This window comes from Bacteroidota bacterium (assembly GCA_016213405.1).
Classification (GTDB): Bacteria; Bacteroidota; Bacteroidia; order Palsa-948; family Palsa-948; genus Palsa-948.
The window spans coordinates 1-23,563 of sequence record JACRAM010000037.1 but is presented as its reverse complement, the minus strand read 5'-3'; the positions used below and the strand labels follow the sequence as shown (position 1 = coordinate 23,563).

Genomic DNA, 23,563 nt, shown 5'->3' with positions numbered 1-23,563 from the left:
CTTCCGAGCCCTGTTTCCAACTTTGTCAATGCCTCCCGAAACCTTCCGAGCCCTATTGCCAACTTTGTCAATGCCCCCCGAAACCTTCCGAGCCCTGTTTCCACTTTTGTCAATGCCACTTGTTCGTGAACTTGCCCTATTCTCAACTTTACGAATGCCACTGATTCGTGAACTTGCCCTATTGCCAACTTTATCAATGCCGCCTGTTCGTGAACTTGCCCTGTTGCCAACTTTACGAATGCCACTGATTCGTGAACTTGCCCTGTTCTCAACTTTACGAATGCCACTTGTTCATTGCCAAGCCCTGTTCTTGATTTTACGAATGCCACCCTTATCTCACCAAGGATACATTCCCCTGCTTGTCAACTGCTGTTCCGTCAATAAAGACGATGTGAAGATAATACGCCAGCACCTGCGTGTCCATGGTTTTTCCTTTTCGCAGGGGAATTCCATTCCAGGGTTCGGCAGGATTTTCTGTTTCAAAAACTTTTTCTCCCCATCGGTCATAAATCACAAGTTTGAATTCCTTGATGCAAGGGACGATTTCAGGAGGATATATTTGTAGGACATCATTACCATCATTACCAATTACATTATCTCCATTGGGAGAAAATGCGTTGGGAAAATAATATTTATTTCCACAGGGCACTGATGGAGGTTCCACAGAAACAGTTACCACAGTTGTGTCAGTGCAATAGTTGGCATCGGTAACAACCAATGTGTAAGAAGTGGTTACAGTCGGAGAAACGCTGATGGTTGAAGTAGTTGCTCCCGTGTTCCATAAATAAGTTATACCTCCACTTGCAGTGAGCGTTGAAGAAGAACCCTGCGTAATAGTTGCAGGAGAAGCAGTGGCAGTTGCAGTAGGTCCGTTTGAAATAGTTACTATGGTTGTGAATGTTTGAGAGCATCCGCTGGCATCAGTAATTAACACAGAATAACTTCCGGCAGCAAGCCCTGTGATAGTTTGTGTTGACTGAAAATTACTCCATGTATACGTATAAGGAGATGTTCCGCCTGTAGCTGCAGCTGTGGCTGAACCATCGGGAGGAATAAGCCCGCAGGTTGCAGGAGTATTGGTGACAGATGCAGAGAGCGCAGCAGGCGCGGTGATGGCAACCGTCTGCGTGTTGCTGCATCCGGAAGCATCGGTAACTGTTACTACATAATTGCCTGCAGAAAGCCCCGTTGCGTTTGCTGTAGTTTGCGGTGGTGTTGTATTCCATGAATACGTATAAGGAGCAGTTCCTCCGGTTGCGGAAGAATTTGCGCTTCCGTTTGTTCCTCCGCTACAAGTTACATTTACCTGTGATAAAATAGTTGCCGTTGGTCCGTTAGCATTAGCGACTGTTCCGTTCGAAGTCTGTGTGCAGCCGTTGGCATCGGTAACGGTGCAGCTATATGTTCCCGCTGCGAGATTCGAAATGGAGGGAGTGGTTTGTCCTCCGGGATTCCAGCTATATGTTAAACCGCCTGTGCCTCCTGATGCTGTAACTGCTGCCGAACCTGTGCTCGCTCCGCAAGTTGTGTTCGTTGTCGAAACACTCGAAGTGATGGCTGTGGGCTGAAAAAGCGTAACTGTTTGCGTGCCTATGCATCCGGCTGCATCAGTGATAAGAACCGTGTATGTTCCGGCTGAAAGCCCGGTTGCGCTGGATGAAGTTTGTGCTGGCGATGTGCTCCACGAAAAAGTATAAGGAGAAGTTCCTCCTGTGGGAGTGGCTGATGCGAATCCGTTACTTCCGCCATTGCATAACGGATCGGTTGATGCCATGGTAGCCGCCAAGCCCGGAGTGGTGGTGACAAGCGCTGTTGCAATTTGCGTGCATCCGTTCACATCGGTGACGGTAACCGTGTAGCTTCCTGCCGTTAATCCGGTGGCGGTGGCGGTTGTTTGCGTGGATGGATTCCATGAATACGTATAAGGCGAAGTTCCGTTGCTCGCATTCACTGTGGCGCTTCCGTTGCTGCTTCCGCAGGATGCAGAGGTAACCGTGGTGGTTGCCGCAATTGCCGCGGGCTGAGTGACAAGGACATTTGCCGTTGTCGTATTAGCAGCCGCATCGGTAACCAGCACGGAATAACTTCCCGCGCATAAACCTGTTGCTGTTGGCGTGGTCTGTGCCGGAACTGTATTCCATGAATAGGTGATGGGTAGTGTGCCTCCTGTTTGAGTTACGGTTGCCGTGCCGTTGCATTGCCCGTTGCAAACAGGTGGAGTGAAAGCAATTGTTGCAGACACGGGTGAGCAGGCAGGGATTCCTGACAAAGAATTTATCACAAGAATATTACCGCTGCCATCTATGACCTGAATGGGCCAGGTGCCGGGAGGAGTGGCGGTTGCATTGTTTGAATAGGTTGTCCATGTGGTTACTATCAGAGGGCAGTTAGGAGCAGGAGGCTGGCATAATGCCGGAAAAAAACATTGACTGCAATCATTAGCCGTTCCTTGCACCTGCCATTGATAGGCAGGTCCCGCACCGCCTGAAACAGTCAGGTCGCCATTCGCTTCTAAACAAACTGTTGGAAGAGCACAATTGTTTACAACAACCGTCATGGATCCGCTTCCGCATGGAAGAGTATATGTAATGGTGAACGTTCCGGTGCCGGAAACTGATGGATCAAAAAGTCCTGTTGATGGATTAGTAATTCCTGTTCCGCTCCAGGTTCCTCCGGATTGTGAAGCAGTTAATGTCAGAGGCGGATCGGTTGAGCAGAATGGATCCGGAGGACAAATATTTGCGTTGCAACATTGTAAAGAAATGGGATTACATGCAGCGAAAGATGCAATGGATTGCACATAGCCTGTTCTTGAAACAGTTGAATAAATTCCGGTTGCGCCACACACAATTACATCTCCATTTGTACTTACAGCTACATCATATACATTAAAGGAAAGAGCAACCTGTGAAAGTAAATTAAGATTGGCATCGTATTTTATTACTGCATTGCATGAGCCGACATATACGTTCCCGCATGTGTCAATATCAATTCCACCATTACTTATTGCATTTCTTCCCAGTGAAGATGTTGAAGCTCCCCCCGGAATTGCAACCGTTGTAATAACTGCACCCGTTGCAAGAGATCGTTTCTGCACATTGGTTCCGTTCTGTGTGTAAACAAAATTTCCGTTCGCCCTTATTGTTTTTATTCCTGCATTGCCACCGTTACTACTTATAGTCCGATAATTTTCACATTTGTATGATAGATTATATCCGCTGCTTACTTCAAAGATAGGATTGGCAGAGCAAACAAAATTTTGGTCAATGCAGCCAATCGTATCTAAAGTTAAATAATAATACCTCGCATTTTTGCTGGCTGTAAGCGTTCGTACTTCATTTATATATGGTGGAATAGTATTAAACATACTACCAACAATTTGTGGCGTACCGATAATATTTCCATTGGTTGTGTTTATGTTAAAAATAGCTCCTTGCAGATTAGTGGACGGAAAGCCCGGACCGGTTGTTCCTCCAACTACGAGCATTGTCTGGTCGCAATTAAAAGAAATAGTCCAGTATTCGTCAACACTAAAAATCGGTGCAGTATAGTTCCAAACCAATCCGGCACTTGTATTCACTTTTTGCATGGCGGCAATTGATCCCGATGTTACATAACTGTTTCCCAACAAATCAGTGGCGAAAGTTCCCAGCCAATTGTTTGCGGTATCATACGGAGTTGAATACGTCCACTGGATTGCTCCGGCAGAATTGTATTTCAAAAGTTTCATCGGGGAATCACCGCCTATGATATAAACGTTACCTGCTCCATCCCGCTCACATTCCCACACACCGTTTGAGTTGGGTAAGGTGGGGGTTTGAGTCCAAGGATCGATTACAATAGTAGAAGAAGCCCATCCCTGACCCTTCCCCAAGGGAAGGGAAAAAGTTACAACATCGTTCACTAAAGCAAAGGAAGAAGTTATTTCCTTTTTGTTGTCAGAGTAAAAAGTAAAGGGGGCGTGATCAATGATGTCGCCAAATAAAGTTGGAATATGTATGTTGCCTTCTTTGTCTAAGGAGAGATTGCTTCGCTCCGCTCTCAATGACGGATTTGAATAAAGCATTTTGATTTGCGATGCATCCGCTCCGGGATGAAGGATGAGGGAATATTTAATTCCTTCTTTCCCTTCGGGAAATATATATTCCACATCAATGTTCGGGTAAAGATTTTTGTAAATGAGTTTTTTATAGCCCTTGATGTAGTTGATGTTTTCTCCGTTAACTTTTGTGTAGCTGAAATAATCATCGGTTTTTTCTTCGGCAATAACCTCTACATCCGGATTTGCATTTGCCCATTGCATGTGAACGAAGTCGGTAGTGGTAATCATTTCCCGTTCTTTCTTTTCGTACTCCATGTATTCTTCCGCACTATTAATTTTTTCTTCGCGCTCGTTTTCTTCCTTATACTTCTTTTCTTTTTTATCAAAGCGATACGTCAAGCCCTCTTTAGTGAAATAAATCTGAGTGCCGTTCTGATCCACTGCATAAAGAATTTTTGAATCGGGTGATCTGTCACGCCCGTCAAACTGCGATTTGTTTTCGATAAATCGTTTTTGAGATTCACCGGAAGAATTCCAGCCGGCTTCATTCTTTCCTGCAAATAAATAAAGCGGGAGAATGAAAAAGAGTAATGCTATTTTTTTCATATTGATGTGAAATACTTAGTGACTATAAAAATTCTTTCCAAAAATAAAACACAATTTATCCGAATAAAAATTAATCATACCACTTAACTTAGAGGTCTATTCCTTTACAAATTTTCTAATCATCTGGCGGTTTGACATGATATCAGCTATTGAAATGATATACATACCGCCATTTACATTCAAATTCATCTGAATTAAATTGGCGCCTTTTGAAATCTTCATTCCTTTTGTCTTAATGATTCTTCCCTGCGCATCAATTATCTTAATCAGCACATCGGCATTTTCATCAGCGAATAAAGTTCCGTTAAGTTGATTATTATCAGAAATATTTCCCAGAATCAAATTCCAGCCATTGGTAAAATTTTCCTGAACGGACACAACACAATTTGACAATTGCGACAAGCTATCTATTTGTACGCTATCCGCAGTGCTGCTAATGACAAGAATAGGATAGTTCGATCCAGGAAAAACGGTTGTTCCCATTGCAAAACTTATCCATGTATTAACGATTAAAGGACAGTTAGCAGCTGGGGGCTGGCAAGTTGCCGGGAATAAACACTGGCTGCAATCCTGATAGGTTGTATCCTTATACCAAGTGAAAGGACCCGTTCCATTTAACATGGTAATGCTTCCGTCAATATTCTGGCAGGCATCTAACACCAAGCAGGAATTAACAACAATGGTTATGGAATCTTTTCCGCAGGAAAGAGAGTAATAAATCGTATGACTGCCCACACCTGCAACAGCAGGATCAAAAACTCCGGCTACGGTATCCGTTATTCCGGTTCCGCTCCATGTTCCGCCTGATGTTGCGGGAGTTAATGTGTCGGCCGGACTGTTAATACAATAGTAACCTGCTGAACAAACAGAAGCATCGCAGCATGGAGAAACTGAAATTGGATTACATGCCGACATATTGATGGATTGTATGGATCCAGTTCTTAAAGTGCTTGAAGAATTTCCCGTTGTTCCGCACACAAGTACGTTGCCACTGTTACTTACAGCAACATCCGAAACGGCATAGGAAGTAGCAACCGCGCTGAGTATGTTCAGATTAGCATCGTACTTGATAACCTGATTGGCTGAGCCCACATACACATTACCGCAGGAGTCAATGTCAATACCGCTGTTGCCTACTATATTTCTTCCAAGGGAAGAAGTAGAAACTCCGCCCGGAATTGCTGCTGCTGTAATTATTGCACCCGTAGCAAGCGAGCGCTTATGAACATTTATCCCGTTCTGTGTGTAAATAAAATTTTTATTTGCTTTGATGGATGACATTCCTCCGTTACCATTATTGGGGCGAAAGTTTTCGCATTTGTAGTTAAAATTATATCCGTGACTTTTTGCAAATAATGAAGATGAACAGAAATTAGAAATGCTCCCTATAGTATCCAGCGTTAAGTAATAAAATTTGCCGTTGGGGGAAGTTGTTATAGACCTGACTTCATTTATATAAATAGCTGGAGGATTATTAAACATGGCACCTACAATCTTCGGTGAACCAATGATGTTTCCATTATTCACGTCTATATTAAAAATAGCACCATTCAAAATATATGGTGGAGGAATGCCAACTCCCGTAGTACCGCCAACTATCAACTTCGTCTGATCGCAGTTGAAAGCAATTGTCCAGTATTCGTCTGTGCTGAACGCTGGTGCGGTATAGTTCCAAACCAATCCCGCATTTGTATTTACTTTTTGCATGGCGGCAATTGAGCCGGAGGTAACATAAGAGTTACCTGCCAAATCAGTTGCAAAAGTTCCCAGCCATGCGTTGGCAGTATCCCATGGAGTGGAATACGTCCATTGAACAACTCCTGCGGAATTATATTTCAAAAGTTTCATAGGAGAATCTCCACCAATGATATAAACGTTACCTGCACCATCGCGCTCACATTCCCACACACCGTTTGAGTTAGGTAAGGTGGGGGTTTGAGTCCAGGGGTCGATAACAATAGTAGAAGAAGCCCCATCCTGACCTCCCCCATTGGGGGAGGAATGAGCCCCATCAGGAAGGGAGAAGGCAACCGTGTTGTTGTCTAAAAAAAAAGAAGAAGCGATTTCTTTTTTGTTGTCTGCATAAAAAGTAAAGGGAGCGTGGTCAATGATGTCTCCAAATAAAGTTTTAATATGTATGTTTCCTTCTGCATCTACTATGAGATTGCTTCGCTCCGCTCGCAATGACGGATTTGAATAAAGCATTTTGATTTGCGATGCATCAGCTCCGGGATGAAGGATGAGGGAATATTTAATTCCTGAAGCCCCTCCAGCCCCCACCTGACCTCCCCCGTCAGGGGAGGAATTGGGGAGGACTTTGGTTTTTGGAAACTCATACACCACATCAATGTTCGGGTAAAGGTTTTTGTAAATGAGTTTTTTATATCCTTTGATGTAGTTGATGTTTTCGTTATTGCTTTTTGTATAGCTGAAATAATCATCGGTTTTTTCTTCGGCAATAATCTCTACATCCTGATTTGCATTTGCCCACTGCATGTGAACGAGGTCTGTGGTGTGAATTGTTTTGCGTTCGTTTTTTTCATGCTCAGCCCAAGCCCCACCTAAATCCTCCCCCAAGGGGAGGACTTTTTGTTTTTCATTCTCCCTCTCCTTTGAAGAGTGTTGGGGTGAGACCTCATCAAAGCGATAGGTCAAGCCCTCTTTAGTGAAATAAATCTGCGTGCCGTTCTGATCCACCGCATAAAGAATTTTTGAACCGGGGAGTTGGTCACGCCCGTCAAACTGCGATTTGTTTTCGATAAATCGTTTTTGAGATTCATTGCCGGCTGTCCAGCCAGCGGGTGATTGCGCAGGAGCGGCTACTGCTGTCACCACCGCAATCAAACAGGAAAGAATAATTTTTTTCATCGGTACAAAATTACTTCTTAACAAATTTGCTAAGAATATTTTTATCAGAATTATATGCTTTGATAAAGTAAAGCCCCTGGTCAAGGCGGGCAATGTTCACATCAAGCAGATTAACACCTTTCTGCGCATTTAACTTTTCCCGCTGAATAATTCTTCCCTGCATATCCATAATATCAATCGCCACATTTGCCTTTTCCGAGACAAGAAGTTTGCCTTTCAATTCATCTTCTGAAAAATTATTGAGGATTAACTTCCAGTCATCAGCCGGAGAAAGTTTTACTGAAATTATTTTTGAGTATTCATAGCTGCCATCGTAATCGGTTTGCTTTAAGCGATAATAGTATTGGGTATTGAGCATTGAGTATTGAGATGAAATTTCAGCATCTACAAATTCATAATTCTGAACGGTGGAAGAATTTCCAGCGCCTGAAATTTTTCCTGCTTCTTCCCATTCTTCCGCATTAACACTTCTTTCAATGGCAAAATAATCATTGTTCTTTTCCGATGCGGTGCTCCAGGTTAATTCCACTCCATCGTTTTTTGATTTGCCTTCGAACGACAACATTTCAACCGGCATAATGTATGAACATTCAACTGAACGGGTGGGCGCAATATTCAGCGGAGTAATGGCAAGGGCGTTTTCGTTAGATACCGTTAGAAATGTTGGAGTAACAGCAGTTGCAGAAAGTCCATGCGCGGAAACAGCGGGGTTATATATTGTTGGCGCAATGCATCCGGAAGAAGGAATTAGTCCGGTGGGATCGGTTTTCAAAACAAGATAATCCCATGAAACAGTTCCTGACATCATGTTCATCACATATCCGCCATCGGCAGTTTGCTGCCCTTCGGGAAACAATCCTCCGAACGCGGGGTATCTTTTGCCCCATATGATTGCACCGTTAGCCGGGTTTATTTTTAATATGAATGAATTAAATGAAAAAGAAAAATACATTCCCATCATTGCATAATTTCCATCGGCTGTAGGAAATATTCTCCATCCATCCAAAGCAGGAAGAAATGCAGAGCCGTAGCGATAACCGGAAGCAATTGTTCCGACAGAATTAATCCGCAGATAAGTTGTCCGTGTATCATTGGTTCCGCAAATCAAAACTTCGCCTGAACCAAGCGTAACGGCAGAATTAAAAGATTGGGAAGAGCCGGATGCTCCGTACTTATTCATCCAGAGAAAATTTCCGCTGAAGTCGGTTTTGAGAATGATGGCATCTGTATTATCATCCCCCACCACTCCGTTCTCGCTCATGTTGCCTACGAAAATATATCCATCGCTTACTTCGGCAACATCATTCAGAACATGGTCGTTTATATAGACGGTGGTAGGTAAAATTACTTTTGCCCAGGAAAGAACTCCTGCACCGTTTGTTTTCACAATAAAATAATTTGCCGAATCAAAAATGGGCAAAGCGCCTCCTCCATCGGGATCGATATCGTAGGTATAACCGGCAGATAAAAATCCTCCATCGCTGGTTTCAATCACGCGGCTGCCGGCTTCGCTGCTTCCATTAAATGCAGATGTCTTGAAAGATTTTCCCCACACCACGCCTCCGGAAGAATTAAAACGCATCAGCGCGAGACCAGCATTGCCACCGGTAGCCACTGAGCCGGATACAATGTATTCGCCTCCTGTTACATTTTTTACATCGTTGATTCCCCAGATGGGAGAATAAATTTTCGCCCACTTGATTGCTCCCACCGTATCGAGGCGAAGAATGCTGCCGGTTCCTCCAAAAGTTAAATTAGTTCCGCCCAGCACATAATCTTTGTTGGGCGCCTGAATGGTGTTGCCAGGCAAATCAAATGCGGCATAGTTATAACTGATGCGGAAGGTAGTGGTGGTTTGAGCAGGTAAGAAGTAAAAAATAAAAAGGGAGAAAGCAGATGTAAGAAAAAACTTTTTCATGTCTTACGCTGATACTCCAAAGGAATATCAACGGACAAACTTACGCAAAATATTTTTCTTTTCATTATATACTTTGATGAAATAAAGCCCATTCTCCAAACTGCCGATGTTCATTTGTAAGAGATTGAATCCTTTTAATGCGCTCACCTTCTCTCTGGAAATAATTCTTCCCTGCAAATCAATGATGTTTAGCGTAACATCGGCATCTTCCGGTAAAAATAATTTCCCATGAAGCACATCATCTGAAAAAATTTCAAAGACTAGTTGCCATTCGCCTGTTGAGCAGGATTCAGAAACCGGACTAAAGTATTCATGCTTGCCGTCAAAGTCGGTTTGTTTTAAACGATAATAGTATTGGGTATTGAGCATTGAGTATTGAGAAGAAACTTCTGCATCAATAAATTCATAGTCATGAATGGTGGAGCTGTTGCCTGCTCCATTTACAATTCCGATTTCATTCCATGTTTGGGCATCAGCGCTGCGCGCAATCGTAAAATAATCGTTATCTTTTTCTGAAGCGGTTGTCCAGTTTATGGTGACAGTTGCATCCACACAGGTTGCTGAAAAGTTCAGCAACTCAACCGGCATGAAAGCAATGATTGTAAGCGGAGCAGTAACTATGGTAGTGCAGCCATTGACCGTTACAGAATAATTTACAGTTACAGTTCCTGTAGAAATACCTGTTGCCACACCGCTTCCGTTTATAGTTGCCGTGCCGCTGCCATTTGTTATTGACCAAGTGCCGCCCGGTGTAGAATTTGTAAAAGCTGGCGTTTGACTTCCAACCATCACCGAAGCAGCGCCTCCACCTATTGCATTCACAATCGGATAAGGATTTATTGTCACCGATACGCTTCCTTCTGTTCCCCATCCGCAGGAATTATATGGACGAAAATAATAAGTGCCGCTTGCAGTGACCACCTGTGATGTTGAAGGAGTGGTAGTAGAAGTACCTCCGCTGGTTGTATTTTGCCAGTACATGGTTCCTCCGGTTCCACCCGTTGCAGTAATTGTTGTGCTTCCGCAAAATGTTCCTGCACCGCTCACGCTTGCGGCAGTGGGAATTGTATTTACGTTCACAGTCACTGACCTGCAGATACTGTTGGCACATGCTTCGGCTCTCACATAATACGTGGTGGAGACGGTGGGAGTAACCACAATGGAATTTCCTGTTCCGATGGATGAACCGCTTCCGCATCCACCGGAATACCATTGCCATGTTCCGCATTGTGCATTGCCAGCATTCCTTGTCAGCGTACATGAACTTCCGAGGCAAACCGGATTTGGAGATGCGGTAATGCTGGTAGCTGCTGTTGGTGATGTGCCTACTGTAAAATTCCAGATAGCTGCAGAGCATGTGCCGGTGCCCACTCCATTATAAGGTACAACTTTCCAATAATATTTTGTACAGTTGGTCAGCGCACCGGGATTATAGGTCAGCACATTTCCCACATTCAATCCGTTCTGAATATTTGTTGCGGCTGCATCCGTTCCTAAATAAAGATAATATCCTGTGGCGCATCCGACTGCCGCCCAGTTGAGCGTTTGAGCGGTTGACATGCAGGTGGCATTATTAGAAGGTGAAACATTTACGGCACAGGAAGCTGGCGCAGTGGTGGCTCCATCCGAAGAATAAGTGAAAGTGACATTTTCAACACCGAGCGCACCAAATAATTCTCCGTTGCTGCAATCGGAAAGAGATAAATAATATGTTTTGGAAACAGGACATGTCCACACTTTTGTCTGGGGGATTGGACCAAACTGATCAAAGATTACAGAGCCGGGAGATTGATTGTAAGCGTAATCGAAAAGTTGAATCTCGCAGGTACCCGTTGCACATACATTGATAGTGGGATTAAGTGTGAACGTATAAGTGGTGCCTGCGACTCCTGAAAAATTGTATGCAATGAAATATGAATTCGGGCTTATATTGTATTGTAATACAGGTGATGATTGCGAGCATCCGCTAGGGGCAATGGTTCCCTGATCAGAATAATACCAGGTAAAGTTGCTTGGAGGAGTACCGTACCATTGGGCATTTGCATTGTGCAGCGTGCACAAAAACAAAACAGCAATAAGCAGCTTTGTGGTCGACAAGAGAGTAAATTTATTTTTCATTTCATAAACAAGGAATTTGTTTTTTGCTTCATGGCGATAAGCAAATATCCGATAATAGCTTCAGAGAAGCAATGCAATCCCCTGCAAAATCTTAGCATCTTATCACTCTTTTTTCCTGCTTTTAACATCCTTCTTCATCATCCTTCTTATTGTGCTTTTCATAGCACAACCCGTATTCATTCCATTCTGAATAATTTTTATCCGGCAATACACATAATTCATATCTTAGGCATCTAATGAAGACGCCTTCGCATGATTTATTCCTGCTCATCAACTCAATGAGCAAAACGGAAAAACGCTACTTCAAAAAATTTTCCGAACTGCACGGCAAGCAGGATAACAAATACCTCCTGCTGTTTGATGCCATGGCAAAACAAAAAGAGTTTGACGAAGAATCCATCAAGAAACAATTCAAAGGGCAGGCGTTCCTGAAACAATTTCCTGTCGCAAAAAATTATTTGTATTCCAGGATTCTTGACGCGCTTGAATTTTATCACCGCGATTCGAGCACCCATTCAACGGTTCGAAGAAATATCTACCGCGCTGAACTGCTGCAGAAAAAAGGATTGTATGACCAATCCATGAAAACACTGCAGCGGGCAAGAAAAGACGCAAATGAACTTGAACTTTTTCACGCCTTGCTGGAAATTCAAACCCAGTGGGAGTTCAATGCCTATCTTGAACAATATGATTTGCCCAATCTTGAAAAGCTGATTGAAGAAACCGCAAAAACATCCGAGTTGCTCAGCGACACCCTTATTTGCCGCAGTTTGAGTTTACAGATGGTAAACCTTTACAATCATTATTACCGAACTCGGAATAAAAAAATAATAGAGCAGGCTGAAGATCTGATGAAGAGCCCGTATTTCAAAAAAGCGGAGGAGATAAAAACTTTCTCCGGCAAGCTCAGAATCTATGAAGCAAAATTTTTCTTCTGGTATGCAAAAGGGAATTTAGATGCCGCATGCATGGAAGGCGAAAAAGCCGCTGCTCTTTGCCTTTCTTCGCCCGCGCACATGAAAAACAACATCAAGTTATACATGGTGCTGCTGAGCAATTTGTTTTATGTGCGAAGCGAGCAGAAAAAATACGATGGCGCTTACGAATTCCTGAAAAAACTCGCGGCTACTTTTGATTATGCACGCACGTATTCGCTCCGTGCGAAATATTTTTACCTGCACGACAATGCCTTGCTTCACTACCTGTATCACACCGGAAAATTAAAAGAACTGGAGAAAAAAATTTTCGCGGTCATCACCGAACTTGAAAAACACACGGACGAACTCAGCAATTATGAAAAAATTGCTTTGCTCACCAATATTTCCATTTCATTTTTTTATCTCGGAAATCTGAAACAGAGCATTCATTACATGAATATTCTCCGAAATGAATTTGACATGTCTGTCAATCCTGAAGCGCAATACTTTCTGAATATTTTTTACCTCATTGCGCATTATGATTCAGGTCATCATGAAATTCTTCCTTACCTTGTTCAGTCCTTCCATCGCTTTCTTCTTAAAAAAAGTCATATTTCAAAAGTGGAAACAGTTATGATGGATTTGCTCAAAAAACTTCCGCAATCGGATAAAGAAAAAAATCCTGTCGAAGCATTCAGCGCGGTGAAAAAAGAATTGGAAAATGTTCCCAAAGACAAAATGCACTATTATATTTTCAAATACTTTGACATTGTTTCGTGGCTGGAAAGTAAAATTAAAAACAAATCTTTTCAGGAAGTCATCAGAGAAAAAACAAAATGAAAGTTGTGCTAAGCGTTTATGGTAGAATATTTCACCATAAATTCTGCTGCCACATCTACCATTTCTGAAGAGCCGATGAAGAACGGTGTGCGCTGGTGAACGGAGGTGGGTTCAATATCTAAGATTCTTTTTATGCCGTCAGTCGCTTTTCCACCTGCCTGTTCAATGATGAATGACAGCGGATTGCTTTCGTAAATGAGGCGGAGTTTTCCTTTCGGATTTTGTGACGTAATCGGATAAATAAAAATTCCACCCGTGATTAAGTTGCGGTGAATGTCTGCCACGGCTGAGCCAATGTAGCGCGAAGAATACGGACGGTTGGTTTTTGGATCTTCTTCCTGACAATACTTGATGAATTTTTTCACGCCATCGGGGAAATGAACATAATAGCCTTCGTTGATAGAATAGGTTTTTCCAAGCCGGGGAGTTTTCATTTCAGGATGTGATAAACAAAATTCGCCAATGCTCGGATCAAGTGTAAAGCCATTCACGCCTTTGCCCGTAGTGTAAACCAACATGGTTGACGAACCATATATAATGTATCCTGCTGCAACTTGTTCCGTTCCGCGTTGAAGAAAATCCTCCAGCGAACCAGCGCCCGAAAGAGAAATCCTTCTGTAAACAGAAAAAATTGTCCCTACCGAAACATTCACATCAATGTTTGACGAGCCGTCAAGCGGATCAATTGCCACTACATATTTCGCATTCTTGGAAACCTCATTGTCAACAGGAATTATATCTTCGTTCTCTTCAGACGCAATGGCGCAGCATTCACCTCCTGCTTTTAATGCAGCAATGAACTGTTCGTTTGCAAACACATCTAATTTTTTTACCTGCTCACCTTGAATATTTGTTTCTCCCGTCATGCCAAGAATATCAGCCAGTCCGGCTTTGTTGACTTCGCGGTGAACGATTTTTGCGGCTATGCCAATATCTCTGAGCAAGCGCGAAAGCTCTCCCTTTGAATAGGGAAAGTCTGCTTGCTTTTCAATAATAAACTGTCCGAGCGTTTTTATTCTCATAGTGTACGAGTATCAAATGAAGGACGAATATACAAATTCTGATAAAAGAAAATCATCATTGATTTCGATATTCGTATTTTCGCGAATTATATTTGTATTTTGATGAAAATTCTTATCCGCAAGGCGAAAAAAAAAGATATACCATCTGTTCTTTCACTTATAAAAGAATTAGCCACTTACGAAAAAGCACCAAACGAAGTTAAAGTAACTTTGAGAGAACTGAAGCGGGATGGTTTCGGAAAAAAGAAAATGTTTGATTGCTTTGTGGCGGAAACTTCTGAGAATAAAATCGCAGGCATTGCGTTGTACTACATAAAATATTCTACATGGAAAGGAAAATGCATTTATCTTGACGACATCATTGTTACAGAATCAATGCGAGGTTCGGGAATCGGAAAAAAATTATTTGAGCAAGTAGTTGCTGTTGCAAAAAAAATGAAGGTCAGAAAATTAGAATGGCAGGTTTTGAACTGGAACGAACCCGCCTTTAATTTTTATAAAAAATACAGTACGGTATTTGATGATGAATGGGTAAATTGCAAATTGATTTTTGAATAATGAGTACACAAATTAAAAACAGATTGCACAGATCATCAGTCATAAAGAAATTATTTTTTGTATTTGTTTGCTGCTTGCTGCTACTGCCTGCTTCCGCCTTCTCTCAGGATTTCACTCCTCCAAAGCCAGTGAAAGAAAAAAAAGAATTCTGGAGTTGGGATAGAGTTTACGGGGGCGGAGGAATCGGGCTTCAATTCGGAAATATCACACTCATAAATGTTGCTCCTGATATTGGATACAAAATCACAGAAAGATATTCAGCAGGTGTTGGTATCCGGTATATCTATCTTGCTGACAGAAGATATACTCCCCCTTATGAACTGAATATTTATGGAGGAAGCATTTTTAATCGCTTCATAGTTACCGATTTTTTATTTCTGCACGGAGAGTATGAATTATTAAATGGACCCTGGAATCCATACAGTTCAAAACGTTTTAACCTGAACAATGTATGGGTGGGTGGAGGATTAAGACAGGCTGCAGGCAACGCGTCCCTTAACATCATGGCTCTGTGGAACCTGAACGATGAGCCCTTTAACCCTTTTCCAAATCCCCAAATACGGATGGGTGTCAGCATAGGGCTTTAACTCTGACAACCCCGAAATTTGTTTCCCTTTTTTTTGTTTTTGTCATCCTGATTTTATTATGTAAGTTTGTAGGTTGTTAAATTACTCTCCATTTTTTTTCTCGCCATGAAACAAGAGAGGGTGATTTGAATATTGATTTTAAACATAAACAAATTTTTTATCGCATGAAAAAAATAACTCTTTTCTCATTCGCAATTCTTGCAATTGCTTTTCTCGCTTCACAAAAAAGTGATGCGCAAAACAACAACGTGGGCATCGGAACTCTTACTCCGAACTCCTCCGCAATGCTTGATGTGGTATCTCCTCTCAATGATAAAGGCGTGCTCATTCCAAGAATGAATACTGCCTCAATGAATTTAATTCCTGTTTCTGCCACTACAAACGGACTTATCGTTTATAATACAGACTCTTCTTGTTTCTGTTATTACAATTCAACAGCATCAGCATGGAAATCTCTTTGTAATGCAGGCGGTGGCGGAGCTGCTGGTCCAACGGGTCCTGCTGGAACAAACGGAATGACCGGACCAACCGGACCTGTTGGACCAACAGGAAGCGGAAACGGACCAACAGGACCCACTGGCCCTGCCGGAACAAATGGAGCTGCGGGTACTACCGGACCTGCCGGTGCTAATGGCGTAACAGGTACAACGGGAACTGCAGGTACAAACGGAACCAATGGAGTTACCGGTCCTACCGGACCATCGCAAACAGCATGGTGGATTTTGGGTAACGCAGGAACAAATGCTGCAACAAATTTTGTAGGTACTACTGATGGAAATGATTTTGTTACAAAGACTTCTAACACGGAAAGAATGCGTTCACTTTCTTCCGGATCTACGGTTGTAAACAGTGCAGCCGTTCAGGCGGGTGATGTTTTTTCTTCCTATGGAAACGGCTATGCTGGCGCAATTAGTTTACTTGGCGATTATGCAGTTAACGGATATGTTTCTGGAACAGGTGCTGCAATATATGGAGAGCAAACCAGCACAGGAATTGGTGTTTTCGGAAATAATACTGCCGGAGGTGCAGGAGTGTATGGAATCTCCGCAACCAATTATGGTGTTATTGGAATGGCAAACGGAACAAATGTTTCCGGTGTGCGCGGATTTAATGCCAATGCTTCAGGTTCAGGTATTATTGGATTAGGGAATAATATTACTCCTGGAAGTGTAATAACTGGCGGGTGCGGAGTTGCTGCAAACGGGACTTCATTCGGCAGTTTTTCTTTAGGAACAAATGCTACAGGAACAGGTGTTGTTGGAACTGGTAATAATCTCGCAACATCTACTACTCTTGTAAACGGTAGCGGGGGTGCATTTAGCGGCACAGAAACGGGATTATACGCTGGTTCTACTACTACTACTGGTAATGCCGGGCAATTTAACGGAACAGGTGAAGGAATGTATGTCACAACAGCTAATCCAGCTACCTATTGGGGAATAGTTGTTGGCGCAGGAGGCGGTCTTGCTTCAGGAGACTTTTGGACAAATTCTGATAGAAGATTTAAAAAAGATATTACTCCAATAGCAGATGGAACATTAGATAAAATCATGAAACTAAATCCATGTCAATATTACTATGATGCGGATAAATATCCTATGTACAAAGGGAATGAAGGAAAACAGGTTGGCTTAATAGCGCAAGAATTGGAAAAAGTTTTTCCTGAATTAGTGAACAATACAAAATATATGCCCGACCCGACAAAAGATATTATAGACCCATCAAAAAAATCCGTTACAGGAAAACAAGTAATAGATAATGTATCTTTAGTTAAAGAGAAAAACAATGTGGTATCATCAAAAAAACCTGTTATAGGACAACAGGTTATGGATAATATCCCTTTAGCAATAGACAATATTCCTTTAGTTAAAGGATATTATGCCGTGGACTACAACGCATTAATTCCTTTTTTGATAAAAGGTATGCAAGAACAACAGAAAATAATTGAGACGCAAAACAAAAAAATTGAAACCCTTGAAAAGAAAGTTGACCAATTACAACACTAAATAATAATTTTTGAAATAAATTTTTACCATGAAAAAAATTATCCTAACAATAATCCCTCTTTTGTACTATACAGCAAGTGCAATAGCGCAGAGCATAACGCCAGTTGTTGTTTCATCAGCCGATAACTTTGTAGCGCATCCTGATTTCAGCGTGTCATCAACTTTTGGCGATTTCATGGCGCAAACATTTACGCGCACTCAAACTATAAATAATAATGGTGCGGAAAAGAACGAAACATCAATAAGCGTTTATCCGAATCCATCTTCGGGAGAGTTTACGGTTTACGGTCTCCAGTTTCCAGTTCAGTTATCAATAAATAATGTATTGGGTGAGCGAATGTATCAAACAACTGTAAACAGCAAACAGGAAACTGTAAACCTTTCTTCTCAGCCCAACGGAGTTTATTTCTTGATTGCTTCCAGCGTTGACAATGTGATTGCAAAAAAAATTGTGATTAATAAATAATCGGTCTAATCTGGGTATAACAAACAATAACAACAACTAAAAATAATTATCATGAAAAAACTAAACACTAAAAATCTCGGCTTTCGTCTGAAAGCAATTATTGTTCTATGCTCCATATATATGTATACGAGCACATCAAATATTTTTGGTCAAGACAGCCAACAGGAGAAACCCAATTATCAAAGTGTACCACAAGGATTCAATTATCAGGGAATTGCAAGGGATGCATCCGGTAAAGAATTGATAAACCGGAATATTGAGGTTAGGTTTACAATACATTCCGAACTCTCTGATGGAAATATTGTATATCAGGAAACACATAATACTATTACGAATGAGAAAGGACTTATTACGCTTGTTATAGGAAAAGGCAAGCCGGTAAAAGGTCTTTTCTCTGACATCAAATGGGCTTCAGCCAATTTTTTCATGAATGTAGAAATGAATGATGGCAGAGGCGCTGGATTTGTAAATATGGGTACAACCCAACTGCTTTCCGTACCCTATGCCTTAGTAGCAGGTACAATAGTTGGAGGAGAATCAAACTATAATGGTAAAAGTAATCCACCAGTCCCGTTAATTCCTCCAGGATTTTGCGATAATATTAATGACTGCATAGCTGCTGGTGCTGTGACAGGAATAACAGGACCAACAGGACCAACAGGACCAACAGGTGCAAATGGTGCTACTGGTCCAACAGGTGCAGCAGGAACGAATGGTACTAATGGCGTAACCGGGCCAATGGGCGCAACCGGAACTAATGGTACTAACGGTGCGACAGGTCCCACAGGCGTAGCAGGAACAAACGGAACAAATGGTGTAACAGGTCCGACTGGTGCAGCAGGAACTAATGGAACAAACGGTGCAACGGGTGCAACAGGAGATACTGGTCCGACAGGTCCCGCTGGGGCAAATGGTGCTACAGGCGCTACAGGTGCAAACGGAACAAATGGTGCTACTGGTACGACAGGTGTAGCAGGAACAAACGGAACAAATGGTGCTACTGGTACGACAGGTGCAGCAGGAACTAATGGTACTAATGGCGTAACAGGTACTACAGGCGCAACAGGACCAACAGGATCTTTTATTCTAAACTACCAAATTTATTCTGCCCTATTAACTCAATCAGGAACAAATCCACCTGTTGTCACAGTTCTTGAAAATACAATAGGTAATATTGTTTGGACTAGAGTTCAACTTTCAGGAGCGGTAGAATATGTTGGCACGCTCGCTGGAGCATTTCCAGCTAATAAAACTTGGTATCCATCAGCAATTAACGGAGCGGGTCCATTTCCTAACACTCATACTTTAGGTACTTTTATAAGAACAAGTAATAACGATATGACAATACGAGGACTTATAGATGGCGGATTAAATTTTACAACTATTGAAATAAGAGTTTATCCATAACCGAACATAAATAAATTTTCTATTTATGCCAAACGAATTAGACGACTTCCTCAGCCAGCAGAAAGAGCGGTTGGCGAAAAAAGACGAAAAAGAAGCGCAGGCGGAAAGAGAATCAGCCGGCAAAAGAAACATCTTTGAACCCAAGTTTCAGGAATTAATGCGGGATGTTATTCATCCTGCTATGGTAAACATTCTTGACAAACTAAGAAGACATAGTAACTATTCGGCAAAAGTACTGCATGAACCAAAAGCACATCAAAAACCCCCTTCATTCTATCCGAACGAGAGATATGAAATACACCCCGGAAGCGGAAAATATTTTATTCTTTCTGTGGAGGGTAATTACGACCTGCAAAAGGTTTGCGTTGACACAGAATATTTTGAGTCCTTTCGTGAAAATGGCGAATCGAAAGCAAGGACTCTAAAGAAGACAGAGGAGAAATATGAATTATCGGAAACAACACACGCACTCCTTGAGGCGGTTGTAGTAAAAGGAATCAAAGAAATTATGCCTTCAACTGAAGAACTGCGTGAAAATTCATAAACCCGCAAGGGAATGGTACAAACGGTGAAGGAGTTTGCACACAAGGAAAAGACGCTTTGACAAAAGAATAAGAAGGCGGTAGTGTTTGTGAAGAAGACGGCAGCGTTTGTGAACAGGGCGGTAGAGTTTGTACAGGAGGCGGTAGAGTTTGAAAATGCGGTTGGAGGGTTTGTAAAGACGGTGTGATGGTTTGTAAAAGTGGGCTTTTAGGTTTTTAAATGCAAATACTCTTAAAAATCAACATATAGCCCATCTTCCGTCTCGCAAAAGGGGAGAACCTCCATTCCCTTGTCGAATGGAAAAGGGGATGGACTGCTTTTGGAGAGATAAGATGAATAATAACTGAACATAAATAATTGGTCGAACCCATGCAACCATTTAAAGCTAATATAACGTCTGTAAAGCAAAGGCACATCATGAAGAAAGTATTATTTTTTTGTTCTGTAGTTGCTTTCTTTTTTGCCGCGAAAAATTCCTTCGCACAAAATCAGAATGTAGGCATAGGCACCCTTACGCCAAATGCTTCCGCTATGCTCGATGTGGTTTCCCTCAGCAAAGGAGTATTGGTTCCGAGGATGAATACCCTGCAGATGAACACGATTGCTTCTCCCTCAAACGGGTTGATTGTATATAACACTGATTCATCCTGCTTTTGGTATTATAAAATAAATACATGGACTTCTCTTTGCAATTCAGGCAGTGGAGGAGCAGGTCCGGTAGGACCCACCGGTCCCACAGGATCTAACGGTGCAAATGGAACAACCGGACCTACCGGTGTTGCAGGTGCAAATGGCACTACAGGACCAACGGGAACTGCCGGAGCAAATGGGACAACGGGTCCTGCAGGAACGAATGGAGTAACTGGTTCAACCGGACCGGGAACTATTTGCGGCACTGCTGCTACAAACTATCTTACCAAATTCACAGGGGCAACTTCCATGTGCAACAGCAATATATTTGATAACGGAACAAACATCGGCATCTTCACAGCAAGTCCCGCTAATTTCATTCACTTTCAGAAAACAGGAACTGCCGGTGTTTGGGAAACGTACTGGGAAAACTTAGGCGCTACAGATGCAGTCGCACAATTTTATAATACAAATGCCTCTAATGGAGGCAGAACACTGATGGGAATAACCAATTACAGCGGCACCGCTTTTCAGGCAAATGGACTAATTGGTTTGCATCTCAACGCAAGCGGAACAGGAGAAGGCGTTGATGGATTTTCAAACAGCAATGACGGAACAGGAGTGTACGGTGGCTTTATTGGAGGAACCAGTATTTTTGTAAACGGATGGGCTGTTTATGCCGATGGATGGGCAGGCGGATTAACTTCTTGGCAAAATGTTTCAGATGCAAGATTAAAAACAAATGTCAAAACTATTGGCAGCGCTTTAGATAAAATAATTCAACTCAGAGGAGTTGAATTTAATTATTCGAAACAAAATTTTTCCGATGTAAATCTTGATACCGAATCTAAAAAAATAGGATTCATTGCACAGGAAGTTGAACAGGTCTTCCCCGAACTGGTCAGGGATGCCAATTTATTTTCTTCTCCCGGGAAAATGGATGCGGGCATTACACAAAAACGAAATGTATATAAAGTTAAAACTATGAGTTATGGCGACATCGTTCCTGTTCTCGTAGAAGCTATCAAAGAGCAGCAAAAAATGATAACGGATTTGCAAAATCAAAATAAGGAAATGCAAAAACAAATTCAGGGCATTCAGAAGAAATAATAGATTACATTTAATCATTCATCCAATGAAAAAACTTTTACCAATCACACTCTGTGCAGCGTTCTTCCTTCTCCCGTCACTCCTGAATGTCATTCTCTTCTCCCTCCCTAACGGGGAGGGAAGGTGTGGGGCTGGATGGGCTTCTTGTTCTGCTCAGGATAACGTTGGCATCGGCACCAACACGCCAAATGCAAGTGCCATTCTCGAAATGCTTTCTTCCACCAAAGGGATGCTCGCTCCACGGGTTACCACGGCACAACGTAATGCCATCGTGGTTAATGCTTCCACCGATGGCTTGCTGGTTTTTGATACTTCCTTCGGATGTTTCTTTTATTATTCCGCTCTCTCAAGTTCATGGGTTTCACTTTGCCAGTTATCAGGACCCACAGGACCAACGGGAGCCGGAGGAGTTATTGGCACAACAGGAGCTGCGGGAGCAAATGGTGTAACAGGCGCTGTGGGCGCAACGGGTCCTGCAGGAGTTAATGGTGCAACGGGTGCTACGGGCATTGCAGGTGTTAACGGAAACAACGGAATTAATTGCTGGGATACAAATGGAAACGGAATAAATGATCCTGCCGAAGATATTAATGCGGATGGCAACTGGGATGCCCTTGATTGTGCCGGTGCAAACGGAGCAACAGGTACAACCGGAACAAACGGCACCATCGGAGCAAATGGTATTAACTGCTGGGATTTAAACGGCAACGGAATAAATGACCCTGCCGAAGATATTAATACAGATGGACTCTGGAACTCTACTGATTGCGTAGTTGGTTCTCCCGGACCAATTGGCCCAACCGGACCCGCAGGAACAAATGGTACTAACGGGACGAATGGAACTAATGGTACTAACGGCACCAACGGAACCAACGGAACGAATGGTGTAACAGGTCCAACCGGCCCTGCTGGAGCGAATGGTACAAATGGAACCAACGGCACTAACGGAACAAATGGAACAAATGGCACCAATGGCGTAACAGGTCCAACAGGTGTTACTTTTAAACAAGGTGTATTTCTTAGTTCTGCGTGGACGGTAAATACTGTAGGCTGGGCAAATGTTACACCCATGACATTTGCATTCACTGCGCAAAACACTTCTGCACTTGTACTGTTTTCTGCTTCGGGTTATGGTTATACTAATTCGATGGCTTTTGTTCACTTCAGAGTATTGAATAATGCAGCATCTATAGGTGGAACTGGAACGAAAATTCAAAGTTATGATGATGTGACGGGGACAATAACTGTATGGAGTTGTAGCTATGTTAGAATGCTGACAGGTTTGGTTGTCGGTGCTAATTATACGCTGCAGGTGCAAGGAAAAAGAGATGGAATTTTAGGAGTTTATGATGCAATCACTGATCCTGCTCTTGATGGTCATCACATGTCATTGAGTGTGGTTCAATAATAATCTTTATGAAAAAAATCTTCGCAATCTCCGCTTTTGTTTTGGCTGTTGTTTCAGCAAATGCTCAATCCGGTAAAAATGCAAACGCTCCTTCGCTTATTAATGCTGCTCCTGTAATAGTTTCTGATTCATCAAAAGCTGCTGCAAAAAACACCCATGCAAAACCCGAACTGAAAGAAATTGACTCTTCCACAAAGAAGATTGATAATTCTAAATCTGATAAATTGCAAAAACCTGTTTTGGATAACGCGAGTACCACAAAGTCAAAGAAATAATTCAATTCATTGATACTATATTTCTCATGAAAAAACTTTTACTCACATCATCCATCGCCATGCTGATTTCCCTTCTCCCTTTAGGGTCGGGGCTTCTTCTCGCTCAGGACAACGTTGGCATCGGCACCAACACGCCCAATGCAAGCGCCATTCTGGAGATGCTTTCTTCCAACAAAGGAATGCTTGCCCCGCGTGTTACTACGGCACAGCGTAATGCCATTGTGGTGAATGCTTCCACCGAT

17 protein-coding genes are annotated in these 23,563 nt (G+C 42.4%); 11 read left to right on the top strand and 6 right to left on the bottom strand.

Annotated elements, in window-relative coordinates; all coding sequences use genetic code 11:
• The 5 genes from HY841_04165 to HY841_04145 all read right to left on the bottom strand — a co-directional run.
• Window positions 1-329: hypothetical protein (locus tag HY841_04165; GenBank protein ID MBI4929934.1), on the bottom strand; the 329-nt coding region annotated here is incomplete at its 3' end.
• A gap of 2 nt (window positions 330-331) precedes the next feature.
• Window positions 332-4,648, bottom strand: a complete 4,317-nt coding sequence (locus HY841_04160) for a gliding motility-associated C-terminal domain-containing protein (protein MBI4929933.1) — start codon at window positions 4,646-4,648, stop codon at window positions 332-334.
• 96 nt (window positions 4,649-4,744) lie between these two features.
• A complete protein-coding gene (locus HY841_04155) occupies window positions 4,745-7,516 on the bottom strand; it encodes a T9SS type A sorting domain-containing protein (GenBank protein MBI4929932.1) in 2,772 nt (923 codons plus the stop codon).
• 10 nt (window positions 7,517-7,526) lie between these two features.
• Window positions 7,527-9,434, bottom strand: a complete 1,908-nt coding sequence (locus HY841_04150; GenBank protein MBI4929931.1) for a T9SS type A sorting domain-containing protein — start codon at window positions 9,432-9,434, stop codon at window positions 7,527-7,529.
• A gap of 27 nt (window positions 9,435-9,461) precedes the next feature.
• Entirely contained in the window at window positions 9,462-11,531 is a 2,070-nt protein-coding gene (locus tag HY841_04145) for a T9SS type A sorting domain-containing protein (GenBank protein ID MBI4929930.1), read from the bottom strand.
• Between the two features lie 257 nt (window positions 11,532-11,788).
• Between HY841_04145 and HY841_04140 the strand changes: the two genes are divergently transcribed.
• A complete protein-coding gene (locus HY841_04140; GenBank protein MBI4929929.1) occupies window positions 11,789-13,309 on the top strand; it encodes a hypothetical protein in 1,521 nt (506 codons plus the stop codon).
• Window positions 13,310-13,317: 8 nt separating this feature from the next.
• On the opposite strand, the gene fbp is transcribed toward HY841_04140, so the two are convergent.
• Window positions 13,318-14,331 (bottom strand): class 1 fructose-bisphosphatase, encoded by a 1,014-nt coding sequence (gene fbp / locus HY841_04135; protein MBI4929928.1) that lies wholly within the window; start codon window positions 14,329-14,331, stop codon window positions 13,318-13,320.
• A 102-nt stretch (window positions 14,332-14,433) separates the two neighbouring features.
• On the opposite strand from fbp, the gene HY841_04130 reads away from it, so the two are divergent.
• The 10 genes from HY841_04130 to HY841_04085 form a co-directional block, all read left to right on the top strand.
• The gene (locus HY841_04130) at window positions 14,434-14,889 is read left to right on the top strand and encodes a GNAT family N-acetyltransferase (GenBank protein MBI4929927.1); all 456 of its coding nucleotides are present in this window, start codon (window positions 14,434-14,436) and stop codon (window positions 14,887-14,889) included.
• On the top strand, window positions 14,889-15,476 hold the full coding sequence (locus HY841_04125; GenBank protein ID MBI4929926.1) for a hypothetical protein: 588 nt from the start codon (window positions 14,889-14,891) through the stop codon (window positions 15,474-15,476). The genes HY841_04130 and HY841_04125 overlap by 1 nt, the downstream gene beginning before the upstream one ends.
• 164 nt (window positions 15,477-15,640) lie before the next feature.
• Window positions 15,641-17,482 carry a tail fiber domain-containing protein gene (locus HY841_04120; GenBank protein ID MBI4929925.1) on the top strand — a complete coding sequence of 614 codons (1,842 nt, stop codon included), beginning with the start codon at window positions 15,641-15,643 and terminating at the stop codon, window positions 17,480-17,482.
• A 28-nt stretch (window positions 17,483-17,510) separates the two neighbouring features.
• Entirely contained in the window at window positions 17,511-17,948 is a 438-nt protein-coding gene (locus tag HY841_04115) for a T9SS type A sorting domain-containing protein (protein MBI4929924.1), read from the top strand.
• 51 nt (window positions 17,949-17,999) lie between these two features.
• Window positions 18,000-19,355: a collagen-like protein gene (locus tag HY841_04110; GenBank protein ID MBI4929923.1), complete on the top strand. Its 1,356-nt coding sequence runs from the start codon at window positions 18,000-18,002 to the stop codon at window positions 19,353-19,355.
• A gap of 25 nt (window positions 19,356-19,380) precedes the next feature.
• Window positions 19,381-19,899: a hypothetical protein gene (locus HY841_04105; GenBank protein ID MBI4929922.1), complete on the top strand. Its 519-nt coding sequence runs from the start codon at window positions 19,381-19,383 to the stop codon at window positions 19,897-19,899.
• A gap of 416 nt (window positions 19,900-20,315) precedes the next feature.
• Complete coding sequence (locus HY841_04100; protein ID MBI4929921.1) at window positions 20,316-21,638, top strand: tail fiber domain-containing protein; 1,323 nt, start codon at window positions 20,316-20,318, stop codon at window positions 21,636-21,638.
• A 25-nt stretch (window positions 21,639-21,663) separates the two neighbouring features.
• Entirely contained in the window at window positions 21,664-23,046 is a 1,383-nt protein-coding gene (locus tag HY841_04095; protein MBI4929920.1) for a collagen-like protein, read from the top strand.
• A gap of 8 nt (window positions 23,047-23,054) precedes the next feature.
• On the top strand, window positions 23,055-23,321 hold the full coding sequence (locus HY841_04090; protein MBI4929919.1) for a hypothetical protein: 267 nt from the start codon (window positions 23,055-23,057) through the stop codon (window positions 23,319-23,321).
• A gap of 26 nt (window positions 23,322-23,347) precedes the next feature.
• Window positions 23,348-23,563, top strand: a 216-nt coding sequence (locus tag HY841_04085; GenBank protein MBI4929918.1) for a hypothetical protein, incomplete at its 3' end; no start/stop codon positions are given.

Excerpts from the sequence above, each read along its gene's own strand:
- HY841_04140 (MBI4929929.1), top strand. The coding sequence starts at position 11,789 with ATGAAGACGCCTTCGCATGATTTATTCCTGCTCATCAACTCAATGAGC.
- HY841_04105 (MBI4929922.1), top strand. The coding sequence starts at position 19,381 with ATGCCAAACGAATTAGACGACTTCCTCAGCCAGCAGAAAGAGCGGTTG.
- HY841_04090 (MBI4929919.1), top strand. The coding sequence starts at position 23,055 with ATGAAAAAAATCTTCGCAATCTCCGCTTTTGTTTTGGCTGTTGTTTCA.
- HY841_04160 (MBI4929933.1), bottom strand. The coding sequence starts at position 4,648 with ATGAAAAAAATAGCATTACTCTTTTTCATTCTCCCGCTTTATTTATTT.
- HY841_04120 (MBI4929925.1), top strand. The coding sequence starts at position 15,641 with ATGAAAAAAATAACTCTTTTCTCATTCGCAATTCTTGCAATTGCTTTT.
- HY841_04150 (MBI4929931.1), bottom strand. The coding sequence starts at position 9,434 with ATGAAAAAGTTTTTTCTTACATCTGCTTTCTCCCTTTTTATTTTTTAC.
- HY841_04115 (MBI4929924.1), top strand. The coding sequence starts at position 17,511 with ATGAAAAAAATTATCCTAACAATAATCCCTCTTTTGTACTATACAGCA.
- HY841_04100 (MBI4929921.1), top strand. The coding sequence starts at position 20,316 with ATGAAGAAAGTATTATTTTTTTGTTCTGTAGTTGCTTTCTTTTTTGCC.
- HY841_04155 (MBI4929932.1), bottom strand. The coding sequence starts at position 7,516 with ATGAAAAAAATTATTCTTTCCTGTTTGATTGCGGTGGTGACAGCAGTA.
- HY841_04095 (MBI4929920.1), top strand. The coding sequence starts at position 21,664 with ATGAAAAAACTTTTACCAATCACACTCTGTGCAGCGTTCTTCCTTCTC.
- HY841_04110 (MBI4929923.1), top strand. The coding sequence starts at position 18,000 with ATGAAAAAACTAAACACTAAAAATCTCGGCTTTCGTCTGAAAGCAATT.
- fbp (MBI4929928.1), bottom strand. The coding sequence starts at position 14,331 with ATGAGAATAAAAACGCTCGGACAGTTTATTATTGAAAAGCAAGCAGAC.
- HY841_04130 (MBI4929927.1), top strand. The coding sequence starts at position 14,434 with ATGAAAATTCTTATCCGCAAGGCGAAAAAAAAAGATATACCATCTGTT.
- HY841_04125 (MBI4929926.1), top strand. The coding sequence starts at position 14,889 with ATGAGTACACAAATTAAAAACAGATTGCACAGATCATCAGTCATAAAG.